This window comes from Bradyrhizobium sp. AUGA SZCCT0431 (assembly GCF_018131065.1).
Taxonomy (GTDB): domain Bacteria; phylum Pseudomonadota; class Alphaproteobacteria; order Rhizobiales; family Xanthobacteraceae; genus Bradyrhizobium.
The window spans coordinates 64,409-83,510 of sequence record NZ_JAFCLR010000005.1 but is presented as its reverse complement, the minus strand read 5'-3'; the positions used below and the strand labels follow the sequence as shown (position 1 = coordinate 83,510).

At 62.2% G+C, this 19,102-nt stretch carries 18 protein-coding genes; 15 read left to right on the top strand and 3 right to left on the bottom strand.

What is annotated here, in order from left to right; genetic code table 11:
• Positions 1 to 84: 84 nt before the first annotated feature.
• A complete protein-coding gene (locus JQ567_RS06205; RefSeq protein WP_212437993.1) occupies positions 85 to 1,905 on the bottom strand; it encodes an IlvD/Edd family dehydratase in 1,821 nt (606 codons plus the stop codon).
• 188 nt (positions 1,906 to 2,093) lie between these two features.
• Entirely contained in the window at positions 2,094 to 3,125 is a 1,032-nt protein-coding gene (locus JQ567_RS06200; RefSeq protein ID WP_212034179.1) for a LacI family DNA-binding transcriptional regulator, read from the bottom strand.
• 198 nt (positions 3,126 to 3,323) lie between these two features.
• Here JQ567_RS06200 and JQ567_RS06195 point away from each other — a divergent pair, with 198 nt between their 5' ends.
• From JQ567_RS06195 to JQ567_RS06125, 15 genes are all read left to right on the top strand, one after another.
• Positions 3,324 to 4,391 carry an ABC transporter ATP-binding protein gene (locus JQ567_RS06195; protein ID WP_212034178.1) on the top strand — a complete coding sequence of 356 codons (1,068 nt, stop codon included), beginning with the start codon at positions 3,324 to 3,326 and terminating at the stop codon, positions 4,389 to 4,391.
• 38 nt (positions 4,392 to 4,429) lie between these two features.
• Complete coding sequence (locus JQ567_RS06190) at positions 4,430 to 5,749, top strand: ABC transporter substrate-binding protein (protein WP_212437992.1); 1,320 nt, start codon at positions 4,430 to 4,432, stop codon at positions 5,747 to 5,749.
• Between the two features lie 105 nt (positions 5,750 to 5,854).
• Positions 5,855 to 6,814 (top strand): carbohydrate ABC transporter permease, encoded by a 960-nt coding sequence (locus JQ567_RS06185; RefSeq protein WP_212437991.1) that lies wholly within the window; start codon positions 5,855 to 5,857, stop codon positions 6,812 to 6,814.
• Positions 6,807 to 7,742: a carbohydrate ABC transporter permease gene (locus JQ567_RS06180; protein ID WP_212437990.1), complete on the top strand. Its 936-nt coding sequence runs from the start codon at positions 6,807 to 6,809 to the stop codon at positions 7,740 to 7,742. The genes JQ567_RS06185 and JQ567_RS06180 overlap by 8 nt, the downstream gene beginning before the upstream one ends.
• 108 nt (positions 7,743 to 7,850) lie before the next feature.
• A complete protein-coding gene (gene denD / locus JQ567_RS06175) occupies positions 7,851 to 8,834 on the top strand; it encodes a D-erythronate dehydrogenase (RefSeq protein ID WP_212437989.1) in 984 nt (327 codons plus the stop codon).
• A gap of 33 nt (positions 8,835 to 8,867) precedes the next feature.
• Entirely contained in the window at positions 8,868 to 9,770 is a 903-nt protein-coding gene (locus tag JQ567_RS06170; RefSeq protein WP_212437988.1) for a sugar kinase, read from the top strand.
• Between the two features lie 45 nt (positions 9,771 to 9,815).
• Positions 9,816 to 10,466, top strand: coding sequence for a bifunctional 4-hydroxy-2-oxoglutarate aldolase/2-dehydro-3-deoxy-phosphogluconate aldolase (gene eda, locus JQ567_RS06165; protein WP_312017361.1), 651 nt, complete (start codon positions 9,816 to 9,818; stop codon positions 10,464 to 10,466).
• 55 nt (positions 10,467 to 10,521) lie between these two features.
• Positions 10,522 to 11,691: an acetyl-CoA acetyltransferase gene (locus JQ567_RS06160; protein WP_212437986.1), complete on the top strand. Its 1,170-nt coding sequence runs from the start codon at positions 10,522 to 10,524 to the stop codon at positions 11,689 to 11,691.
• Between the two features lie 243 nt (positions 11,692 to 11,934).
• Positions 11,935 to 13,137: a CaiB/BaiF CoA-transferase family protein gene (locus JQ567_RS06155; protein ID WP_212437985.1), complete on the top strand. Its 1,203-nt coding sequence runs from the start codon at positions 11,935 to 11,937 to the stop codon at positions 13,135 to 13,137.
• Between the two features lie 11 nt (positions 13,138 to 13,148).
• Positions 13,149 to 14,315, top strand: a complete 1,167-nt coding sequence (locus tag JQ567_RS06150) for an acyl-CoA dehydrogenase family protein (protein WP_212437984.1) — start codon at positions 13,149 to 13,151, stop codon at positions 14,313 to 14,315.
• 151 nt (positions 14,316 to 14,466) lie between these two features.
• Positions 14,467 to 15,603 carry a thiolase family protein gene (locus JQ567_RS06145; protein ID WP_212437983.1) on the top strand — a complete coding sequence of 379 codons (1,137 nt, stop codon included), beginning with the start codon at positions 14,467 to 14,469 and terminating at the stop codon, positions 15,601 to 15,603.
• On the top strand, positions 15,600 to 15,950 hold the full coding sequence (locus tag JQ567_RS06140; protein ID WP_212437982.1) for a Zn-ribbon domain-containing OB-fold protein: 351 nt from the start codon (positions 15,600 to 15,602) through the stop codon (positions 15,948 to 15,950). The genes JQ567_RS06145 and JQ567_RS06140 overlap by 4 nt, the downstream gene beginning before the upstream one ends.
• Positions 15,951 to 16,265: 315 nt before the next feature.
• Positions 16,266 to 16,493, top strand: coding sequence for a hypothetical protein (locus tag JQ567_RS06135; RefSeq protein WP_212437981.1), 228 nt, complete (start codon positions 16,266 to 16,268; stop codon positions 16,491 to 16,493).
• A gap of 3 nt (positions 16,494 to 16,496) precedes the next feature.
• A complete protein-coding gene (locus tag JQ567_RS06130; RefSeq protein ID WP_212437980.1) occupies positions 16,497 to 17,024 on the top strand; it encodes a carboxymuconolactone decarboxylase family protein in 528 nt (175 codons plus the stop codon).
• An 87-nt stretch (positions 17,025 to 17,111) separates the two neighbouring features.
• Complete coding sequence (locus JQ567_RS06125) at positions 17,112 to 17,786, top strand: class I SAM-dependent methyltransferase (RefSeq protein ID WP_249165282.1); 675 nt, start codon at positions 17,112 to 17,114, stop codon at positions 17,784 to 17,786.
• Between the two features lie 2 nt (positions 17,787 to 17,788).
• Here the strand turns inward: JQ567_RS06125 and JQ567_RS06120 are convergent, their stop codons facing one another.
• Positions 17,789 to 19,045 carry an Hsp70 family protein gene (locus JQ567_RS06120; RefSeq protein WP_212437978.1) on the bottom strand — a complete coding sequence of 419 codons (1,257 nt, stop codon included), beginning with the start codon at positions 19,043 to 19,045 and terminating at the stop codon, positions 17,789 to 17,791.
• Positions 19,046 to 19,102: the final 57 nt, after the last annotated feature.

Here is a 19,102-nt window from a genome sequence, read left to right as displayed (position 1 = left end):
CGAGCGAAGCGACGCAATCCATTTCTCCACTGCGGGGTTATGGATTGCTTCGTCGCTACGCTCCTCGCAATGACGGTGTTGCGATTAATGATTATCCCGCGCCACGCCGACCGTGCCGGCGATATCCTGATAGCGCGTCGCGAACTCCATGCAGGCGCCGGTGGCCTGCTGGCCGACGGTCGAGCGATAGAGTTCCTGCCACGGCGTCTGGTTGGCCGGATATTTGAAACCGCCATTGGCCTTGAGATCGGCATGGCGCTGCTTCAGTTCGGCCTCCGGGATCAGGATATTGGCAGAGCCCTTGTTGAGGTCGATGCGCACCTTGTCGCCGGTCCGCAGCACCGCAAGCCCGCCATTGGCGGCGGCCTCCGGCGTGGCGTTGAGGATCGACGGCGAGCCCGAGGTGCCGGACTGCCGGCCGTCGCCGATGCAGGGCAGGGACAGGATGCCGCGTTTGATCAGCGCCGCCGGCGGCTGCATGTTCACGACCTCGGCGCCGCCGGGATAGCCGATCGGACCGGTGCCGCGCACGAACAGGACGCAGTGCTCGTCGATATTGAGCGCGGGATCGTCGATCCGGTCGTGATAGTCCTCCGGACCCTCGAACACGATGGCACGGCCTTCGAAGGCGTTGGGATCCTTCGGATTGACCAGATAGCGGTCGCGGAATTCCTTCGAGATCACGCTGGTCTTCATGATCGCGGAATCAAACAGATTGCCGCGCAGCACCAGGAAGCCGGCATCCTTCACCAGCGGCTTGTCGTAGCTCCAGATCACGTCGCCGTCGGGCTTGGCCGCCTCGCGGCAATTCTCGCCCATGGTGCGGCCGTTGACGGTCTTGGCGTCCTCGTGGATGCGCTTGTGCGCCATCAATTCGCGCACCACGGCGGGCAGGCCGCCGGCGCGGTGGTATTCCTCGCCGAGATAGAAGCCGGCCGGCTGCATGTTCACCATCAAGGGAACGTCGTGGCCATGCTTCTGCCAGTCGTCGATCGACAGATCGACGCCGATATGGCGCGCCAGTGCGTTGATATGGATCGGAGCGTTGGTCGAGCCGCCGATCGCCGAATTCACCACGATGCAGTTCTCGAACGCCTTGCGGGTCAGGATGTCGGACGGTTTGAGATCCTCCCAGACCATCTCGACGATGCGCTTGCCGGTCTCGTAGGCGATCTGGCCGCGCTCGCGGTAGGGCGCCGGGATCGCGGCACAGCCCGGCAGCGACATGCCGAGCGCTTCCGCCAGCGAATTCATGGTGGAGGCCGTGCCCATGGTGTTGCAATGGCCGACCGAGGGGGCGGAGGAGGCCACGATATTCATGAACTGCTCGTAGTCGATCTCGCCGGCGGCCAGTTCTTCGCGCGCCTTCCAGACCACGGTGCCCGAACCCGTGCGCTTGCCCTGATGCCAGCCGTTGAGCATCGGGCCGCCCGAGAGCACGATAGCGGGCAGATTGACGGTCGCGGCCGCCATCAGGCAGGCTGGCGTGGTCTTGTCGCAGCCGGTGGTCAGCACCACGCCATCGAGCGGATAGCCGAACAGGATTTCGACCAACCCGAGATAGGCGAGGTTGCGGTCGAGCGCCGCGGTCGGGCGCTTGCCGGTTTCCTGGATCGGATGCACCGGGAATTCCATCGCAATGCCGCCGGCCATACGGATGCCCTCGCGCACCCGGTGCGCCAGTTCGAGATGGTGGCGGTTGCACGGCGACAGATCATTACCGGTCTGCGCGATGCCGATGATCGGCTTGCCGGACTGCAATTCTTCCCGGGTCAGGCCGTAATTGAGATAGCGCTCCAGATAGAGCGCGGTCATCCCCGGATTGTGCGGGTTGTTAAACCACTCAAGGGAACGCAGCTTCCGTCCCTTGCCATTGCTGGCACCATTATTGTCATTTTTTTTCATTGGTTCCTCCCGCACTGCAAACTAGGCGGCTCAAATCACGGCAGCGGTTTCCACCATGCTCAAAATTTCATCCGCTGCAAACGCGGCCGCGCATCCAATTCCTGACTCTCTTGTTCGATCCTAGTTCGCGCCAAAAGACAGCGCTACCATTTTCTATGCAACCCCGCATGAGCCCTGCGAAACAAGGCTCAAGCCGTCTGCGGCGTCGAACTTTCGCGGATCATCAGTTGAAAACCAAGGTCGAGGACCGGTTCCCGCGGCCGGCGGCCCTCGATCGCGTCGATCACCATGGTGATGGCGTGACGGCCCATCTCATAGCGATTGGTGCGCACGCTGGTGAGGGAGGGGACGGCGGAGGCCATGAATTCCAGATCGTTGAAGCCGACAATCGCCATCTCGCCGGGAACCGATATCTGGCGGCGCTGGCATTCGAACAGCACGCCGAGCGCGAGGTCGTCATTGACGCAGAACACCGCGTCGATATCAGGCGTCTTCGCAATGAGATCGGCGAACAGCGTACCGCCGAGCGTCACGGTGGTCGGCACCGTCGTTGTGACGACGAGGTTTGGATCGAACAGCGAGGCCGCCTTCATGGCGTCGCGATAGCCGTCGAACCGCCGCTGGACGCGGGGATCCATCCGCGCGCCGAGGAAGCCGATGCGCCGGCGCCCTTGCTCGAGAATATGCGAAATGGCCGCGAAACCGGCATCATAATGCGAAAAGCCGATCATCATGTCGACCGGGCTGTCGCCGATCTCCATGATCTGCGCGACCGGGCAATCCATGGTCTCCAGGATGGCGCGGGATTCGGCGGTCTGGTTGATGCCGGTCACGATCAATCCGGCCGGCTTCTGCGCCCTGAACAGCCGCAGCATCTTCTCTTCCTGCAGGATGCTGTAGCGCGTATTGGTCAGCTGGATGCTGTAGCGGCTCTGCTCGGACGAATCGTAAATGCCACGCAAGACGTCGGCGAACACGCTGTTGGTCAAAGACGGAATCACGACGCCGATGACTTCGGTGCGATGCGAGGCCAGCGCGCGCGCCGCCAGATTGGGCACATAGCCCAGTTCCTTTACGGCGCTGTCGACGCGCTCGCGTTTGGCGAGCGACAGCGCATCCGGGTTTCTGAAGAAGCGGGATGCGGTGATTGGCGACACGCCAGCCAGCTTGGCGACCTCGGTGAGGCGGATTTTGCCAGACTTCGTCGGTTTTCGTGCCATTCCGCGCTCTTACCATAAGAAACTAGACAAATGAACAATTATTGACAGCGCTACCATCGCATTGCTAAAAACCGCCAAACTGCGGATGATAATGCTTGGCTGAATTCGGCTGGATGGCATTAGAGTCGAACAAGACAGCGTGGCGCCGGCCTCCGTCCGATGGCGTCAGAAAACAGAAAATGAGGGGAGAGAAGTCCGATGTCGTCGGTACAGATTCGCGACGTGCGAAAGTCGTTCGGTAATTTTGAGGTTTTGCACGGCGTTTCGATTCCGATCGAGGACGGCGAGTTCGTCGTGCTTGTCGGCCCCTCCGGTTGCGGCAAGTCGACCTTGCTGCGGATGCTCGCGGGCCTGGAAAACATCACCTCAGGCACGATTTCGATCGGCGACAAGGTGGTCAACAATGTCCAGCCGAAAGAGCGCGACATTGCGATGGTGTTCCAGAATTATGCGCTCTATCCGCATATGACGGTCGCCGACAATATGGGCTTCTCGCTCAAGCTGCGCGGCGCCAAGCCTGAGGAAATCTCCAACGGCGTCAAGCGCGCCGCGGAAATCCTGGCGCTGACCCCATTGCTCGAGCGTTATCCCCGGCAGTTGTCCGGCGGACAGCGTCAGCGCGTCGCGATGGGCCGCGCCATCGTGCGCGATCCGCAAGTGTTCCTGTTCGACGAGCCGCTGTCCAACCTCGACGCCAAGCTGCGGGTTGCGATGCGCACTGAAATCAAGGAACTGCACCAACGTCTGCGCACCACGACGGTCTACGTCACCCACGACCAGATCGAAGCCATGACAATGGCCGACAAGATCGTGGTGATGCATGACGGCATTGTCGAACAGATGGGCACGCCGCTCGAACTCTACGATACGCCGGCCAACCAGTTCGTGGCGGGCTTTATCGGTTCGCCGGCGATGAACTTCCTCAAAGGCAAGGTGAAGTCGAACGGTAGCGCCGGTTTCGAAGGCCCGAACGGTGTCAAGCTGCCGCTGATGTCGGCGCCCGCCAACTCCGAAGGCAAGCCGGCCGTCTACGGCGTCCGGCCCGAGCATTTCACCATCGCCGACGACGGCGCCGAAGCCGAGATCGTGGTGGTCGAACCGACCGGCTCGGAAACCCAGGTTTTCGCCAAGCTCGGCGGCGAACAGGTCGTCGCCGTGTTCCGCGAGCGACATCAATTCAATCCGGGCGACAAGATCCGGTTGAAGCCGGATCCGGCGCTCGTGCATCTTTTCGACGAGACGACGGGAAAGCGACTGAACGCCTAAAAACATAATCAAAATCAAATTCAAGGGGAGGACCTACGATGCACGATTTTACTCGCCGCTCTCTGCTTCAAGGCGGCACGGCGCTGGCTGCGGCTGGCGCATTGACCGGGCCTGCACTGCTGGATTTCGCCAAGGCCTGGGCGCAGGCCTCGCCGTGGAAGGCGGAGCCGGGCGCCAAGCTGACGGTGATGCGCTGGAAGCGTTTCGTGCCGGCGGAAGACGAAGCGTTCAACGCCATGGTCGCCGCCTTCAAAGCCGCGACAGGTACCGAGATGAACGTGTTCAGTGAGTCCTTTGAGGACGTGCAGCCGAAGGCGTCCGTCGCCGCAAATACCGGCTCCGGACTGGATGTCGTCTGGGGCCTGCACACGCTGCCGCAGCTGTTCCCAACCCAGGTGATGCCGCTGAACGACGTCGCCGATTATCTCGGCAAGAAATACGGCGGATGGACCGAAGCCGCCGCGATTACCTGCAAGCAGGGCAACAACTGGCTCGGCATTCCCGTCGCCACCATCGGTGGTTACATGACGTATCGGAAGTCGGCCGTCGAGAAAGCCGGATTCAAGGAATTCCCGACGGATTTTCCGGGTTTCCTCGCGTTGTGCACGGCGCTCAAGAAGAACAACACGCCAGCCGGCATGGCGCTCGGGCATGCCTCGGGCGATGCCAACGGTTGGCTGCACTGGATGCTGTGGGGCCATGGCGCCTACACGGTCGACAAGAGCGACAAGGTCATCATCAATTCGCCGGAGACCTTGAAGGCGCTGGAATACACCAAGGCGCTGACCGACACCTTCATTCCGGGCGTCGCGTCGTGGAACGACGGTTCCAATAACAAGGCGTTCCTTTCGGGTGAACTCTATTGCACCGCCAACGGCATCTCGATCTACGTCGCGGCCAAGGATGACGCGACCAAGAAGGAACTCACCGAGGACACCTATCACGCACTGTATCCGGTCGGTCCGATCGGCAAGCCGACCGAATTGCAACTCACGGTTCCGATCCTGGCGTTCAAATTCACCAAATACCCGAACGCCGCGAAAGCCTTCATCGCCTTCATGCTGGAGAAGGAAAACTACGACAAGTGGCTGACCGGCGCGCGCGGTTATCTGACCCACACGCTCAACGCCTATGACTCGTCGCCGGTGTGGACCGCGGATCCGAAGAACCAGGTGTTCAGCCAGGCCAGCAAGCGCGCGCTTCCCGCTTCCGGCATCGGTACGCCCGGCGAGAAGGCGGCGACCGCGATCGCCGACTTCCTGGTGGTCGACATGTTCGCGAACTATTGCACCGGCCGTGAGACCGCCGCCGGTGCGATCGCGATCGCCGAACGGCAGTTGAAGCGCATCTATCGCTGATGACAACAGCTGCGGGCGGCAAGCAATTGCCGCTCGCAGCTGCAGGATGCTTCGCTATCGAGGACGAGACGGCATCACGGCCGTTACACTTGCGGGATTTTGCCAATGGCTGACATCGCCCTCCAACCCCGGACTGCCAGACGGCCGATTCGTGAGGCGACCAGGTGGGACCTGATCAAGGCCAACCGCAACTATCTCGGTTTCTGGTTCATGCTGCCCGCAATGGTGTTCCTGGTTCTGTTCCTGGCTTATCCGCTGGGGTTGGGAGTCTGGATTTCCTTCACCGACGCGCGCATCGGCAGGCCCGGCGCGTTCGTCGGGCTGGAAAACTATGAGTGGCTGTGGGGCGACTCGATCTTCTGGCTGTCGGTATTCAATACGCTGCTCTACACGACCGTCGCCAGCGTCATCAAATTCGCGATCGGTCTATATCTCGCGCTGCTGTTGAACGAAAACATGCCGTTCAAGGCGATGCTGCGGGCATTGGTGCTGATCCCCTTCATCGTACCGACGGTGTTGTCGGCGCTGGCGTTCTGGTGGATCTTCGATTCGCAGTTCTCGATCATTTCCTGGTCGCTGAAGCAGATGGGGGTGATCACCGACAACATTAATTTCCTCGGTGATGTGACCTGGGCCCGGATCTGCGTGATCTTCGCCAACATCTGGCGCGGCGTTCCCTTCGTTGCGATCACGCTGCTGGCCGGCCTGCAGACGGTGTCGCCGTCGCTTTACGAAGCCGCGACGCTCGATGGCGCGACCAGCTGGCAACGGTTCCGGTTCATCACCTATCCGCTGCTGACGCCCATTATCGCCGTGGTGATGACGTTCTCGGTATTGTTCACGTTCACCGACTTCCAGCTGATCTGGGCGATGACGCGCGGCGGTCCGGTCAATGCCACCCACTTGATGGCGACGCTGTCCTATCAGCGGGCGATCATCGGCGGCGTTCTCGGTGAGGGGGCTGCGATTTCGAATGCGATGATTCCGTTCCTGCTGGCGGCCATCATGGTCTCCTGGTTTGGACTGCAGCGCCGTAAATGGCAGCAGGGTGAAAACAATGACTGATCTGCCCACACAGCGGCTCGACATCAAAGGAGTGTTGTCCGGATCGTCGCGAACGGCGGCTGTCGACGATCACACCGTTGGCATGAGCTATCTGGAGTCGCTGCCGCGGCGCCTGGTGACGCTCTATCTGCCGCTCGGGATCATCGTCGTCGTGCTGCTGTTCCCGTTCTACTGGATGGCGCTCACCGCCATCAAACCGGACGAGCAGTTGCTCGATCTCAACACGTATAATCCGTTCTGGACCTGGAATCCGACGTTCAAGCACATCCACAAGCTGTTGTTCGGAAGCTACTATCCGCTTTGGCTGTGGAATACGATGTATGTGGCGGTCTGCGCGACCGTGCTGTCGATCTTCGCCAGCGTGCTGGCGGCCTATGCCATCGTGCGGCTGCGCTATCGCGGCGCGCAATGGGTTGGCGGGCTGATCTTCCTGTCCTATCTGGTGCCGCCCTCGATCCTGTTCATTCCGCTCGCCACCGTGGTGTTCCAGTATGGGCTGTTCGATACGCCGTTCGCGCTGATCCTGACCTATCCGACCATCCTGATCCCGTTCTCGACCTGGCTCTTGATGGGCTATTTCAAGACCATCCCGTTCGAGCTGGAAGAGTGCGCGCTGATCGACGGCGCCAGCCGATGGCAGATTCTGACCAAGATCGTACTGCCGCTGGCGATCCCGGGATTGATCTCGGCGTTCATCTTCTGCTTCACGCTGTGCTGGAACGAGTTCATCTATGCGCTCACCTTCCTCACTTCGGTGCAGAACAAGACGGTGCCGGTCGCGATCGTCAACGAATTCGTCGATGGCGACGTCTATCGCTGGGGATCGCTGATGGCGGGGGCGCTGGCGGGCTCGCTGCCGCTGGTTATCCTTTACGCCTTCTTCGTCGAGCATTATGTGTCGGCCATGACGGGAGCCGTGAAAGAGTGAGCACGCAGGCCCGTATCTGAACCTTCGTTTTGACGCGTTTTCTTCACGCGAACCGGTTTCCACTTCGCTTGAAAACGCTATAAGCAAGAACAACAAAGGAGACGGGTCTTGCACATTCTTATTCTGGGTGCCGCCGGCATGGTCGGCTGCAAGCTGACCGAGCAACTGCTGCGCGACGGCCGGCTCGGCAAGCAAGACATCACCCGCATGACGCTGCAGGACGTGGTGGCGCCCGCCAAGCCGGCCAGCTCGATCCCGGTCAACGTCGTTGCCTCCGATTTTGCCGATGCCGGTGCCGCCGCACCGCTGATTGCCGAGCGGCCTGACGTGATCTTCCATCTCGCCGCCATCGTGTCGGGCGAGGCGGAGGCCGAATTCGACAAGGGCTACCGGATCAATCTCGAGGGCACGCGGTATCTGATCGACGCGATCCGCGCGATCGGCGGCGGCTACAAGCCGCGGCTGGTATTCACATCCTCGATCGCGGTGTTCGGCGCGCCATTCCCGGAGAAGATCGGCGACGAGTTCTTCCATACGCCATTGACGAGCTACGGCACCCAGAAGTCGATCTGCGAACTCCTGATCAACGACTACACCCGCAAGGGCCTGCTCGACGGCATCAGCATCCGCCTGCCGACGATCTGCGTGCGGCCGGGCAAGCCGAACAAGGCGGCGTCCGGGTTGTTCTCGAACATCATCCGCGAGCCGCTCGCGGGCGAGGAGGCGGTGCTGCCGGTGTCCGAAGACGTGCGGCACTGGCACGCCTCGCCGAAATCGGCGGTCGGCTTTCTCATGCACGCCGGCACCATGGACCTCAACGCGATGGGCGCGCGGCGCAATCTCAGCATGCCCGGAATGTCGGTAACCGTCGGCGAACAGATCGCAGCGCTTGATCGCGTCGCCGGCAAGAATGTCACCGCGCGCATCAAGCGGGTGCCCGATCCGACCATCATCAGCATCGTCAGCGGCTGGCCGCGCGATTTCGTCACCGATCGCGCGCTCAAGCTCGGCTTCACCACGGCCGAGAAGACTTTTGATGACATCATCCGGATTCACATCGCAGATGAACTCGGCGGCAAATTCGCCGGCTAGCGTGCGTCCTGGCGATCCCCTACAGATGCAGTCATGATCAGGGTAGCCTGCATCGGCGAATGCATGATCGAGCTGAAGCAGGCCGAGCACGGCCTGTTTTCGCGCGGCTATGGCGGCGACACGCTCAATACCGCCGTCTATCTGGCCCGGCTTGGTGCCGGCACCGATTACATTACCGCACTCGGCGACGACACGCTGAGCGATGAGATGATCGCGGGCTGGGCCGCGGAAGGCGTTGGCACGGCACGGGTGTCCCGGCTGCCGGGAAAATTGCCGGGCCTCTACATGATCCAGACTGACGACAGAGGCGAACGCCGGTTCTTTCACTGGCGCGAGAGCGCCGCCGCACGCAGCCTGATGGATTTGCCGGAGACGGCGGATATCCTGAATTCACTGGCGAGTTACGACATCGTTTATCTCTCGGCGATCACGCTGTCGCTTTACAATGACGTTGGTCGCGGGCGGTTGTTCTCGGGGATCAAGCGCGCGCGGGAAAGCGGCGCGCGTTTTGCCTTCGATACCAACTTCCGCGCCCGCGGCTGGCCGGATCTGGAGATAGCCCGCACCGTTTATCAGGATGCCTTCAATCTCGCCGATATCGTATTGGCCTCGACCGAGGATTTGCTGCCGCTCTATCCCAAAGCCACCAACGAAGACCTGCTGGCGCGCATTCCGGGCGGGGAGGTCGTGCTGAAGCTTTCCGAACCCGCGAGCATCCTTCGTCTCGATGGTGTTTTGCATCAGACCCAGGCCGAGCCGCTGACGAAACCCGTCATCGATACCACGGCGGCGGGCGACAGTTTTGCAGCCGCCTACATCGCCGCACGGCTTGCGGGTGCTGGGCCAGTTGAGGCCGCGCGGGCCGGGCACCGCCTCGCCGGCGTCGTGGTATGTCACCCCGGTGCGATTATTCCGCGCACGGCGATGCCGGCCTGATATCGTTGGCACACCCGTAACCTCTCGCAAGGCGTCCCTATGAGCGTGAATGTAACAGCAAGGCAGGAAAAGCTCGCGGCTTTGGTGAAGTCCGCCACCGTCATTCCAGTGCTGACCATCGAACGGCTGGAACATGCGGTGCCGCTCGCCAGGGCCCTCGTTGCCGGCGGCGTGCGCATGCTGGAAGTGACGTTGCGGACCCCCGTTGCGATCGAGGCCGCCAAGGCCATGATTGCGGAGGTGCCGGACGCCATCGTCGGGATCGGCACCATCCTGAATCCCGATGACCTCAAGCGGGCCGAGGCGCTCGGCGCCAAGTTCGGCATCAGCCCCGGGGCGACGCCTGAGCTGTTAAAGGCTGCGGCCGCGAGCGACCTGCCGTTTGCGCCGGGGATCGCAACCGCATCCGAACTGATGCAGGCGCTGGCGCACGGGTTCGACCTCGTCAAATTCTTTCCGGCGGAACAGTCCGGCGGTATCAAGGCACTGCGTGCGCTCGCAGGTCCGTTTCCGAATATCCTGATATGCCCGACCGGCGGCATTGGCGAGGCCAATGCCGCGGCGTGGCTGGCCGAGCCGAACGTGCTGGCCGTGGGCGGTTCCTGGCTGTGCCCGGCGGCGGATATACGGTCCGGCAACTGGGCCGGCATTTCAGCCATGTGCGCGCGGGCGATGAAAACGCTGAAACCGGCGTGAAGTATTTTTTCCGATAGGGTACAAAACCGTCCGAACCGGAACAGGGAGAACGACCATGACAGCCAGCATCGTGGGATGGGCGCATACGCCATTCGGCAAGTTCGACACGGAAACCGTGGAGAGCCTGGTGGTGAAGGTGACGACCGAAGCGCTGGCGGACGCCGGCATTTCCGCCGAAGACGTCGATGAAATCGTGCTCGGGCATTTCAATGCCGGCTTCTCGCCGCAGGATTTCACGGCCTCGCTGGTGCTGCAGGCCGACCCAAAGCTGCGCTTCAAGCCGACCACGCGGGTCGAGAACGCCTGCGCCACCGGTTCGGCCGCGGTGCATCAGGGCATCCGCGCGATTGCCGCGGGTGCGGCCAAGATCGTGCTCGTAGTGGGCGTCGAGCAGATGACGCGCACGCCCGGTCCGGAGATCGGCAAGTACCTGCTCAAGGCCTCCTATCTGCCTGAGGACGGCGACACCGTCGGCGGTTTCGCCGGGGTGTTCGGCAAGATCGCGCAGAGCTATTTCCAGAAATATGGCGACCAGTCCGATGCGCTGGCGATGATCGCGGCGAAGAACCACAAGAACGGTGTCGCCAATCCCTATGCGCAGATGCGCAAGGACTTTGGCTATGAGTTCTGCCGTGCCGAGAGCGAGAAGAACCCGTTCGTCGCGGGTCCCCTGAAGCGCACCGATTGCTCGCTGGTGTCGGATGGCGCAGCAGCGCTGGTGCTGACGGATTCGGAGACCGCCAAGACCATGGGCAAGGCGGTGAATTTCCGCGCCACCGCGCATGCGCAGGATTTCCTGCCGATGTCCAAGCGCGACATCCTGCAGTTCGAAGGCTGCACGGTCGCCTGGCAGCGCGCGTTGCAGCAGGCCGGCGTCAGCCTTTCCGATTTGTCGTTCGTCGAAACCCATGACTGCTTCACCGTCGCCGAGCTGATCGAATATGAAGCGATGGGCCTGACGCCGCGCGGGCAGGGCGCCCGTGCCATCAAGGAAGGCTGGACGCAGAAGGACGGCAAGCTGCCGGTCAATCCGTCCGGCGGCCTCAAGGCCAAGGGCCATCCGATCGGCGCCACCGGCGTCTCCATGCATGTGATGAGCGCGATGCAGCTGGTCGGCCAGGCGCCCGAGGGCATGCAGCTGAAGAATCCAAAACTCGCCGGCATCTTCAACATGGGCGGCGCCGCGGTGGCGAATTACGTTTCGGTGCTCGAGCCGACGAAGTAAGCGGTACAAGAATTCCGTGTCGTCCCGGCGCAGGCCGGGACCCATAACCACCGTCGTTCGTTGTTTTGCCGAGCCGTAGGCTCCGTCTTCCGATTGCGACTTCACGGCGTATGGGTCCCGGCCTGCGCCGGGACGACACTGAATGCGGGCCGCACGCATACGTCCATACGCCGGACGCCCTTGCTCTTCGTTTCACCCTGCCGTTACTAGGTCGCAACAACGACATCCGGGAGCGAATTCGGCATGGGACCGCTAAAAGGCATCAAGGTCGTCGACATGACGTCCGTGCTGATGGGGCCCTTTGCCACCCAGACGCTCGGCGATTACGGCGCCGACATCATCAAGGTGGAATCGCATGATGGCGACGTCACGCGGCAGATCGGGCCGACGCGGCATCCCGGCATGGGGCCGGTGTTCCTCAACACCAACCGCAACAAGCGCAGCATCTGCCTCGACCTGAAGAAGCCGGCCGGGCGCGACGCCGTGCTGCGGCTGATCGCGAAGGCCGACGTGCTGGTCTACAATGTGCGCCCGCAGGCGATGGCGCGGCTGCAGCTCGGCTACGACGTGGTCTCGAAGATCAACCCGCGCCTGATCTATGCCGGCGTGTTCGGTTTCGGCCAGGACGGGCCTTATGCGGCCAAACCCGCTTATGACGATCTGATCCAGGGCGCCACGGCGCTGCCGGCGCTGATGGCCCAGACCGGCGACGGCGTGCCGCGCTATGTTCCGAATGCTTTGGTCGACCGCATCGTCGGTCTCACCGCGGTCGGCGCGATCTGCGCCAGCATTGTGGATCGCGACCGCACCGGGCGCGGCCAGCGCGTCGACATCCCCATGTTCGAGACCATGGCGAGTTTTGTGATGGGCGACCACATGGGCGGGCTCACCTATGAGCCGCCGCTCGACAAGGGCGGCTACGCCCGGCATCTGTCGCCGGACCGGCGGCCCTACAAGACCTCCGACGGCTATATCTGCGTGATCGTCTACAACGACAAGCAGTGGGAGAATTTCTTCCACGCCACCGGCCGCGACGATCTGTGCAGCAATCCGAAATTTGCAACCTTTGCCGGCCGCGCCACCAATATCGACACCGTCTATGCCGAACTGGCGCGCATCCTTGAAACCAAGAGCACGGCCGAATGGACCGCCATCCTCGAGAAGGCCGACGTGCCTGTCATGCCGATGCATGATCTCGAAAGCCTGCTGCAGGACCCGCACATAACAGCGACTGATTTCGCTCCCGTGATCGATCACCCGACCGAGGGACGGATTCGCAACATGCGCTCGTCGGCGCGATGGTCGGAGACACCGGTGGAGATGACGCGGCTGGCGCCGCGCCTCAGCGAGCACAGCGCCGAGATTTTGCAGGAAGCAGGTTTTTCGACGGACGAGATTGCCGCCCTGGTTCGCGACGGCGTCACCAAGGCCGTATCAAACACCTAAGGACTGAGACCATGGATTTCGCGCTGTCGGCCAACCAGGAATCGATCCGCGACGCGATCGGGAAAATCTGTTCGCGCTTTGACGACGCCTATTGGCTGAAGAAGGACAAGGAAGGTGGCTATCCCGCCGATTTCCACCGCGCGCTGGCCGATGCCGGCTGGCTCGGCATCTGCATTCCCGAGGAGTATGGCGGATCGGGGCTCGGCATCACCGATGCCGCGATCATGATGCGGACGATTTCGGAGTCCGGCGCCGGCATGTCGGGCGCGTCGGCGGTGCACATGAACGTGTTCGGCCTCAATCCGGTGGTCGTGTTCGGCACCAAGGAGCAATGCACGCGCATGCTGCCGCCGATCATCGACGGGCGCGACAAATCCTGCTTTGCGGTGACCGAACCCAACACCGGGCTCAACACCACGCAGCTGAAAACCCGTGCCGTGCGCAAGGGCGACAAATATATCGTCAACGGACAGAAGGTCTGGATTTCGACAGCCCAGGTCGCCAACAAGATATTACTGCTGGCGCGCACCACGCCGCTGGAAGAGGTGAAGACACCGACGCAGGGCCTGAGCCTGTTCTATACGGATTTCGACAAGCAGCGCGTCGCCGTGCATGAGATCGGGAAGATGGGCCGCAAGCCCGTCGATTCCAACGAATTGTTCTTCGAGAACTTTGAAATTCCGGTCGAGGATCGCCTCGGCGAGGAAGGCCGCGGTTTCGAGTATATCCTGCACGGCATGAATCCCGAGCGCATCCTGATCGCAGCCGAAGCCGTCGGGCTCGGCCAGGTCGCGCTGTCGCGCGCTTCGGCCTATGCCAAAAACCGCATCGTGTTCAATCGTCCGATCGGGATGAACCAGGGCATCCAGCATCCGCTCGCCAAGAACTGGATGGAGCTGGAAGCGGCGTGGCTGATGGTGCTCTCCGCCGGCTGGCAATATGACCAGGGCATGCCATGCGGCCCGGCGGCCAATGCCGCCAAGTATCTCGCGGCCGAAGCCGGCTTCCATGCCTGCGAACAGGCCGTCATGACCCATGGCGGTTTCGGTTACGCCAAGGAATATCACGTCGAGCGTTACTTGCGGGAATCCCTGATCCCGCGCATCGCCCCGATCAGCCCGCAGCTTATTCTCAGCTTTATCGCCGAGAAGGTGCTGGGGTTGCCGAAGTCGTATTGAAGATGATGAGGTTCAAGACTTTCTCATCGTCATTCCGGGGCGCATCGAAGATGCGAACTATGGTGCGCAATTGCGCACCGGAGAATCTCGAGATTCCGGGTTCGCGACTTTCGTCGCGCCCCGGAATGACGGGCAGTGAGGAGGCCGCACCATGAGCTTCATCACCGGTGTCGGACTGACATCCTACGGCAAGCACGAAGGCTCGTCCTCGCTCGATCTCATGAGCAAGGCGGCCGAGATGGCGATTGTCGATGCCGGGCTGAAGCGCTCGGAAATTGACGGCATCCTGTGCGGCTACAGCACGGTGTCGCCGCATATCATGCTGGCGACCGTGTTCGCCGAGCATTTCGGCATCCGGCCGTCCTACGCCCACGCCGTGCAGGTCGGCGGCGCCACCGGGCTCGCGATGACCATGCTGGCGCATCATCTCGTCGATGCGGGAATCGCAAAACATGTGCTGGTGGTCGGCGGTGAAAACCGCCTCACCGGGCAGAGCCGTGACGCCTCGATCCAGGCGCTGGCGCAGGTCGGGCACCCCGACTACGAAGTGACGCTGGGACCCACGATCCCGGCCTATTACGGCCTCGTCGCGTCGCGCTACATGCACGAATACGGCGTTACCCAGCAAGACCTCGCCGAATTCGCCGTGCTGATGCGCGCGCACGCGCTGACTCATCCCGGCGCCCAGTTCCATGAGGCGATCACGGTCGCCGACGTGATGGCGTCGAAGCCGGTGGCGATGCCGCTTAAGCTGCTCGACTGCTGCCCGGTGTCCGATGGCGGCGCGGCGTTTGTGATCAGCCGCGAGCGCACAGGTTCAACCGGCGTCAAGGTGCGTGGCGCCGCCCAGGCGCATACCCATCAGCATGTCACGGCGGCGCCAGCCTTGAGCGAGCTCGGCGCCGAGATTTCGATCGCGAAAGCCAAAGCCGCATCCGGCCTTACGATCTCCGACGTGCGCTATGCGGCCGTCTACGACAGTTTCACCATCACGCTGGCGATGCTGCTGGAGGACCTCGGCCTTGCCAAACGCGGCGAGGCGGCAGCAAAGGTGCGGGCAGGGTACTTCGGCCGCGACGGCGAGATGCCGCTCAACACCCATGGCGGCCTCCTGAGTTACGGCCATTGCGGCGTCGGCGGCGCGATGGCGCATCTCGTCGAAACCCATCTGCAGATGACGGGGCGCGCTGAAAATCGCCAGGTTCGAGATGCCTCGATCGCGCTATTGCACGGCGACGGCGGTGTACTGTCGTCGCATGTCAGCATGTTCCTGGAGCGGGTGCGATGAGCGCGGATTGGACCAAGGGCGGCGAAGGCATCGTCTACCAATCCTGCGCCGCTTGTGGGAAGGTGCAATATTTCCGTCGCAGCTTTTGCGCGGCCTGTGGCGCGCCGGATCCGGTGGAGAAATCCGCAAGTGGAGCAGGGACGGTCTACGCGACCTCGCTGGTATGCCGCGCCGCAACGCCGGAGACCCGCGCGCACGTTCCCTACAATATTTTGCTGGTCGATACGCCGGAAGGTTTTCGCATGATGGCCCACGGCGACCACGATCTCGCCATCGGCGACGAGGTCACCGCGCGCTATCAGCCATTTGCCGGACGGCTGATTCCTTATTTCGCAAAGGCGAAGTGAAGCATAGAGCGAAGCATGCCCTCGGACTTGATCCGGGGGTGGACACCGGTTCGCGTTAAGAAAACGCGTCAAAATAAAATGCAAAGCTCCGAAGCAATCCAGAGTGACGCGGAACGGATGTTTTCTGGATTGCTTCGTGACGCTTTCACACACAAGCCGCGGTTTCACCGCGCGTAGAAGATGACGCTGGCGATGACGAGCATTGCCGTCACCGCCAGCATTTGCGCAAGCGCCTCCGAGGCCGCCCTTTTGGTGGCTTCCTTCATGCCTTCTCCCTAGACTTGGGCGTGAGTCATCGTTGCCCGCAAAGGCCTGATGTCTCAGTTATTTTTACTCGGAACACCCCGCGACGATCATTCGCTTCGATTGAGTCCCCACTCAGCGAATATCGACCGTGCCAAGTTTGAACAGCAATGCGGCGGCATTTTGGCTCACGCGCAGCCGGATTTTGCGCGCGTGATGGCGATTTCCGAGCATCGCCCGGTTGATCCGCAGGGAACCGCAAGGCATGATCCGCCTGCAAAATCAAAGAAAACAAGGTGAGAAATGGCCCGCATCGAATACAGCGATCCCGCTAAACACAACGATCGTACCCGCGAAATCCTCGGCAAGAACCGCAATGCCAATATTTTCAGAATGATGGCGCATTCGCCGAGCTATTTCGAGCAATATTGCCGGCTGGGCGGTGCAATCAGGCACAAGGGTGAGCTCGATCCGGTCGTGCGCGAACTTGCCATCACCCGCAGCGGCATCCTGTGCGAGGCGCCTTACGAGATCGTCGCGCACAAGCGTATCGGCAAGAACGTCGGCGTCAGCGACGAGCAGAACGAGGCGTTGGAAAACTGGCAGTCGGCCACATGCTTCAATGAGGTGCAGCGCGCCGCGCTCGCCTTCACCGATGAAATCGTCAAGCTGCACAAGCCGACGGACGCGACCTTCAACGCCATTGCCTCGAAACTGACGCCGGCCGCGCTGGTCGAGTTGCAGCTTTCGGTTGGCTTCTACATCATGACGTCGAAGTTTCTGGAAACTTTTGCCATCGACCTGCAGCCAGTCACGGAAGTGGTTTCCTGATTCCTCCAGGCACCCTCCAGTCTTTCACATGTGTGCGTTCTCATGAGCAACGGATGGGAGCTTTCAGCGCAAGCCTGGATCGACTCCATGGGCGAGCGCGGAGATTGGGGCCGCGAGCACGTGCTCGATCCGGTCATACTCAGCCGCGTGGCGGCAGGCCGGTTCGAGCGTGCGCTGGATGTGGGCTGCGGCGAGGGCCGCTTCTGCAGGATGCTGAAGGCCGCGGGCATCGCAGCGACTGGGATCGATCCGACCCGTCAATTGCTCGAGGTAGCAAGGCAGCGCGATCCATCCGGCGACTACCGGTCCGGCAATGCCAAGCAGCTTGAATTCGAGGCGGCAAGCTTCGATCTGGTTGTCAGCTACCTCACGCTGATCGATATCGTCGATTTCAGAACGGCGATCCGCGAGATGGCCAGGGTTCTGAAACCCGGCGGCTCGCTGCTGATCGCAAATCTCACCGGATTCACATCAGCCAGCGCCGATCGGGGGTGGGTGAAAGATGCGGAAGGACGCCATCTTCACTTTCCCGTCGATCGTTACCTCGAAGAGTTTCCATTCTGGTTCGAATGGGCGGGAATACGCATCCAGAACTGGCACCGGCCGCTTGCCGCCTACATGACGGCCTTGCTCGAAAGCGGCCTGCAGCTGACGTTTTTCGCGGAGCCCGGGCCCGTATCTGGCGACGCTGCGCATCAGGAGCGTTTTCGACGGGTGCCCTGGTTTGTCGTGATGGAGTGGCGGCGGCCATCCATGGGATGATTTCAGGCCCGCGGCCCGTACCGTCGCAGCGCCTCCAGCGTCAGTCCCTTGCCGACCGCGCCAAACGTGTCGCCTTCGACGAGGCGGGCCGCCGGCACCGCTTTCCTGATCGCATTGCGGACATGGGCGAGCTGCACCGAACCACCGGTCAGGAAGACAGCGTCGATATCCTCGGCGCCAAGCCCGGCCTGCGTGAGGCAGTTCTTGATGCGGGCGGCGATACGCTCGGCCAATTGCCCGGTATGGCTGACCAGATCGGGGCGGCTGATGCCAGCGTTGAGGCCGGGCATCACCCATTCCAGCGGAATGTCGGCGCGGCGCTTGTCCGACAGGGCGATCTTGGCTTCCTCGACCTCCATCAACAGCGTGTGGCCGCGCTGTTCCTCGACCACGCGCGCCAGCCGGTCGAGCAATTCAGGCTCGCTGGCCTCGCGCCGGACCTGGCGGATGTCCGCGAGCACGCGCGGCTCATACATGCGGTTGATGCTCGACCAGGTCGCGAGGTCGTGGAAATAGCTCGAGGGCACGTCGAGCCCGGCGCGGCTCATGGCGCTGCCGAAGCCGAACAGCGGCATCACCACGCCGAGGCTGAGCTGGCGGTCGAAATCGGTGCCGCCGATCCGCACGCCGTCATTGGCGAGAATGTCGCTTGAGCGGTTGGCCTTGGCGTGGCGTTCGGGCCCGAGCCGCACGATCGAAAAATCCGACGTGCCGCCGCCGATATCGGCGATCAGGGCAACTTCTTCGCTTTCGATCTGGCGCTCGTAATCCAGCGCCGCGGCGATCGGCTCGAATTGGAAGGTGACGTCGTCGAAGCCGACTTCTCGCGCGATCTGGCGCAGCGTCTCTTCCGCCTTGCGGTCGGCGTCCGGCGCATTGTCGACGAAATGCACGGGGCGGCCGTGCACGACATCGCGCAGTTCGAGGCCGGTAGCCTGTTCCGCGCGCCGCTTCACCGCGCCGAGGTAATAGGCGATCACGTCGCGAAAGCCGGTCCGCTGGCGCCCGAGCCGGGTGGTTTCGTCGATCAGCGAGGTTCCGAGCACCGATTTGAGGCTGCGCATCAGGCGGCCGGGGGCGCCGTCGACATAGGCGGCGATGGCCTTGCGGCCGATCAGGACCGCGCCGTCCACCTCATAGAAGATCGCGCTGGGAATCGTGGTGTAGCCGGCTTCCAACTCCGCCAGGACCGGCGCATCGCCTTCGATGGTGCCGAGCGTCGTATTCGACGTTCCGAAATCTAGACCGCAAATGGACATGGACGCTCCCCGGGGGAAGCGTCCGTCTACACATTACCGGGCCGACGATCCACACAT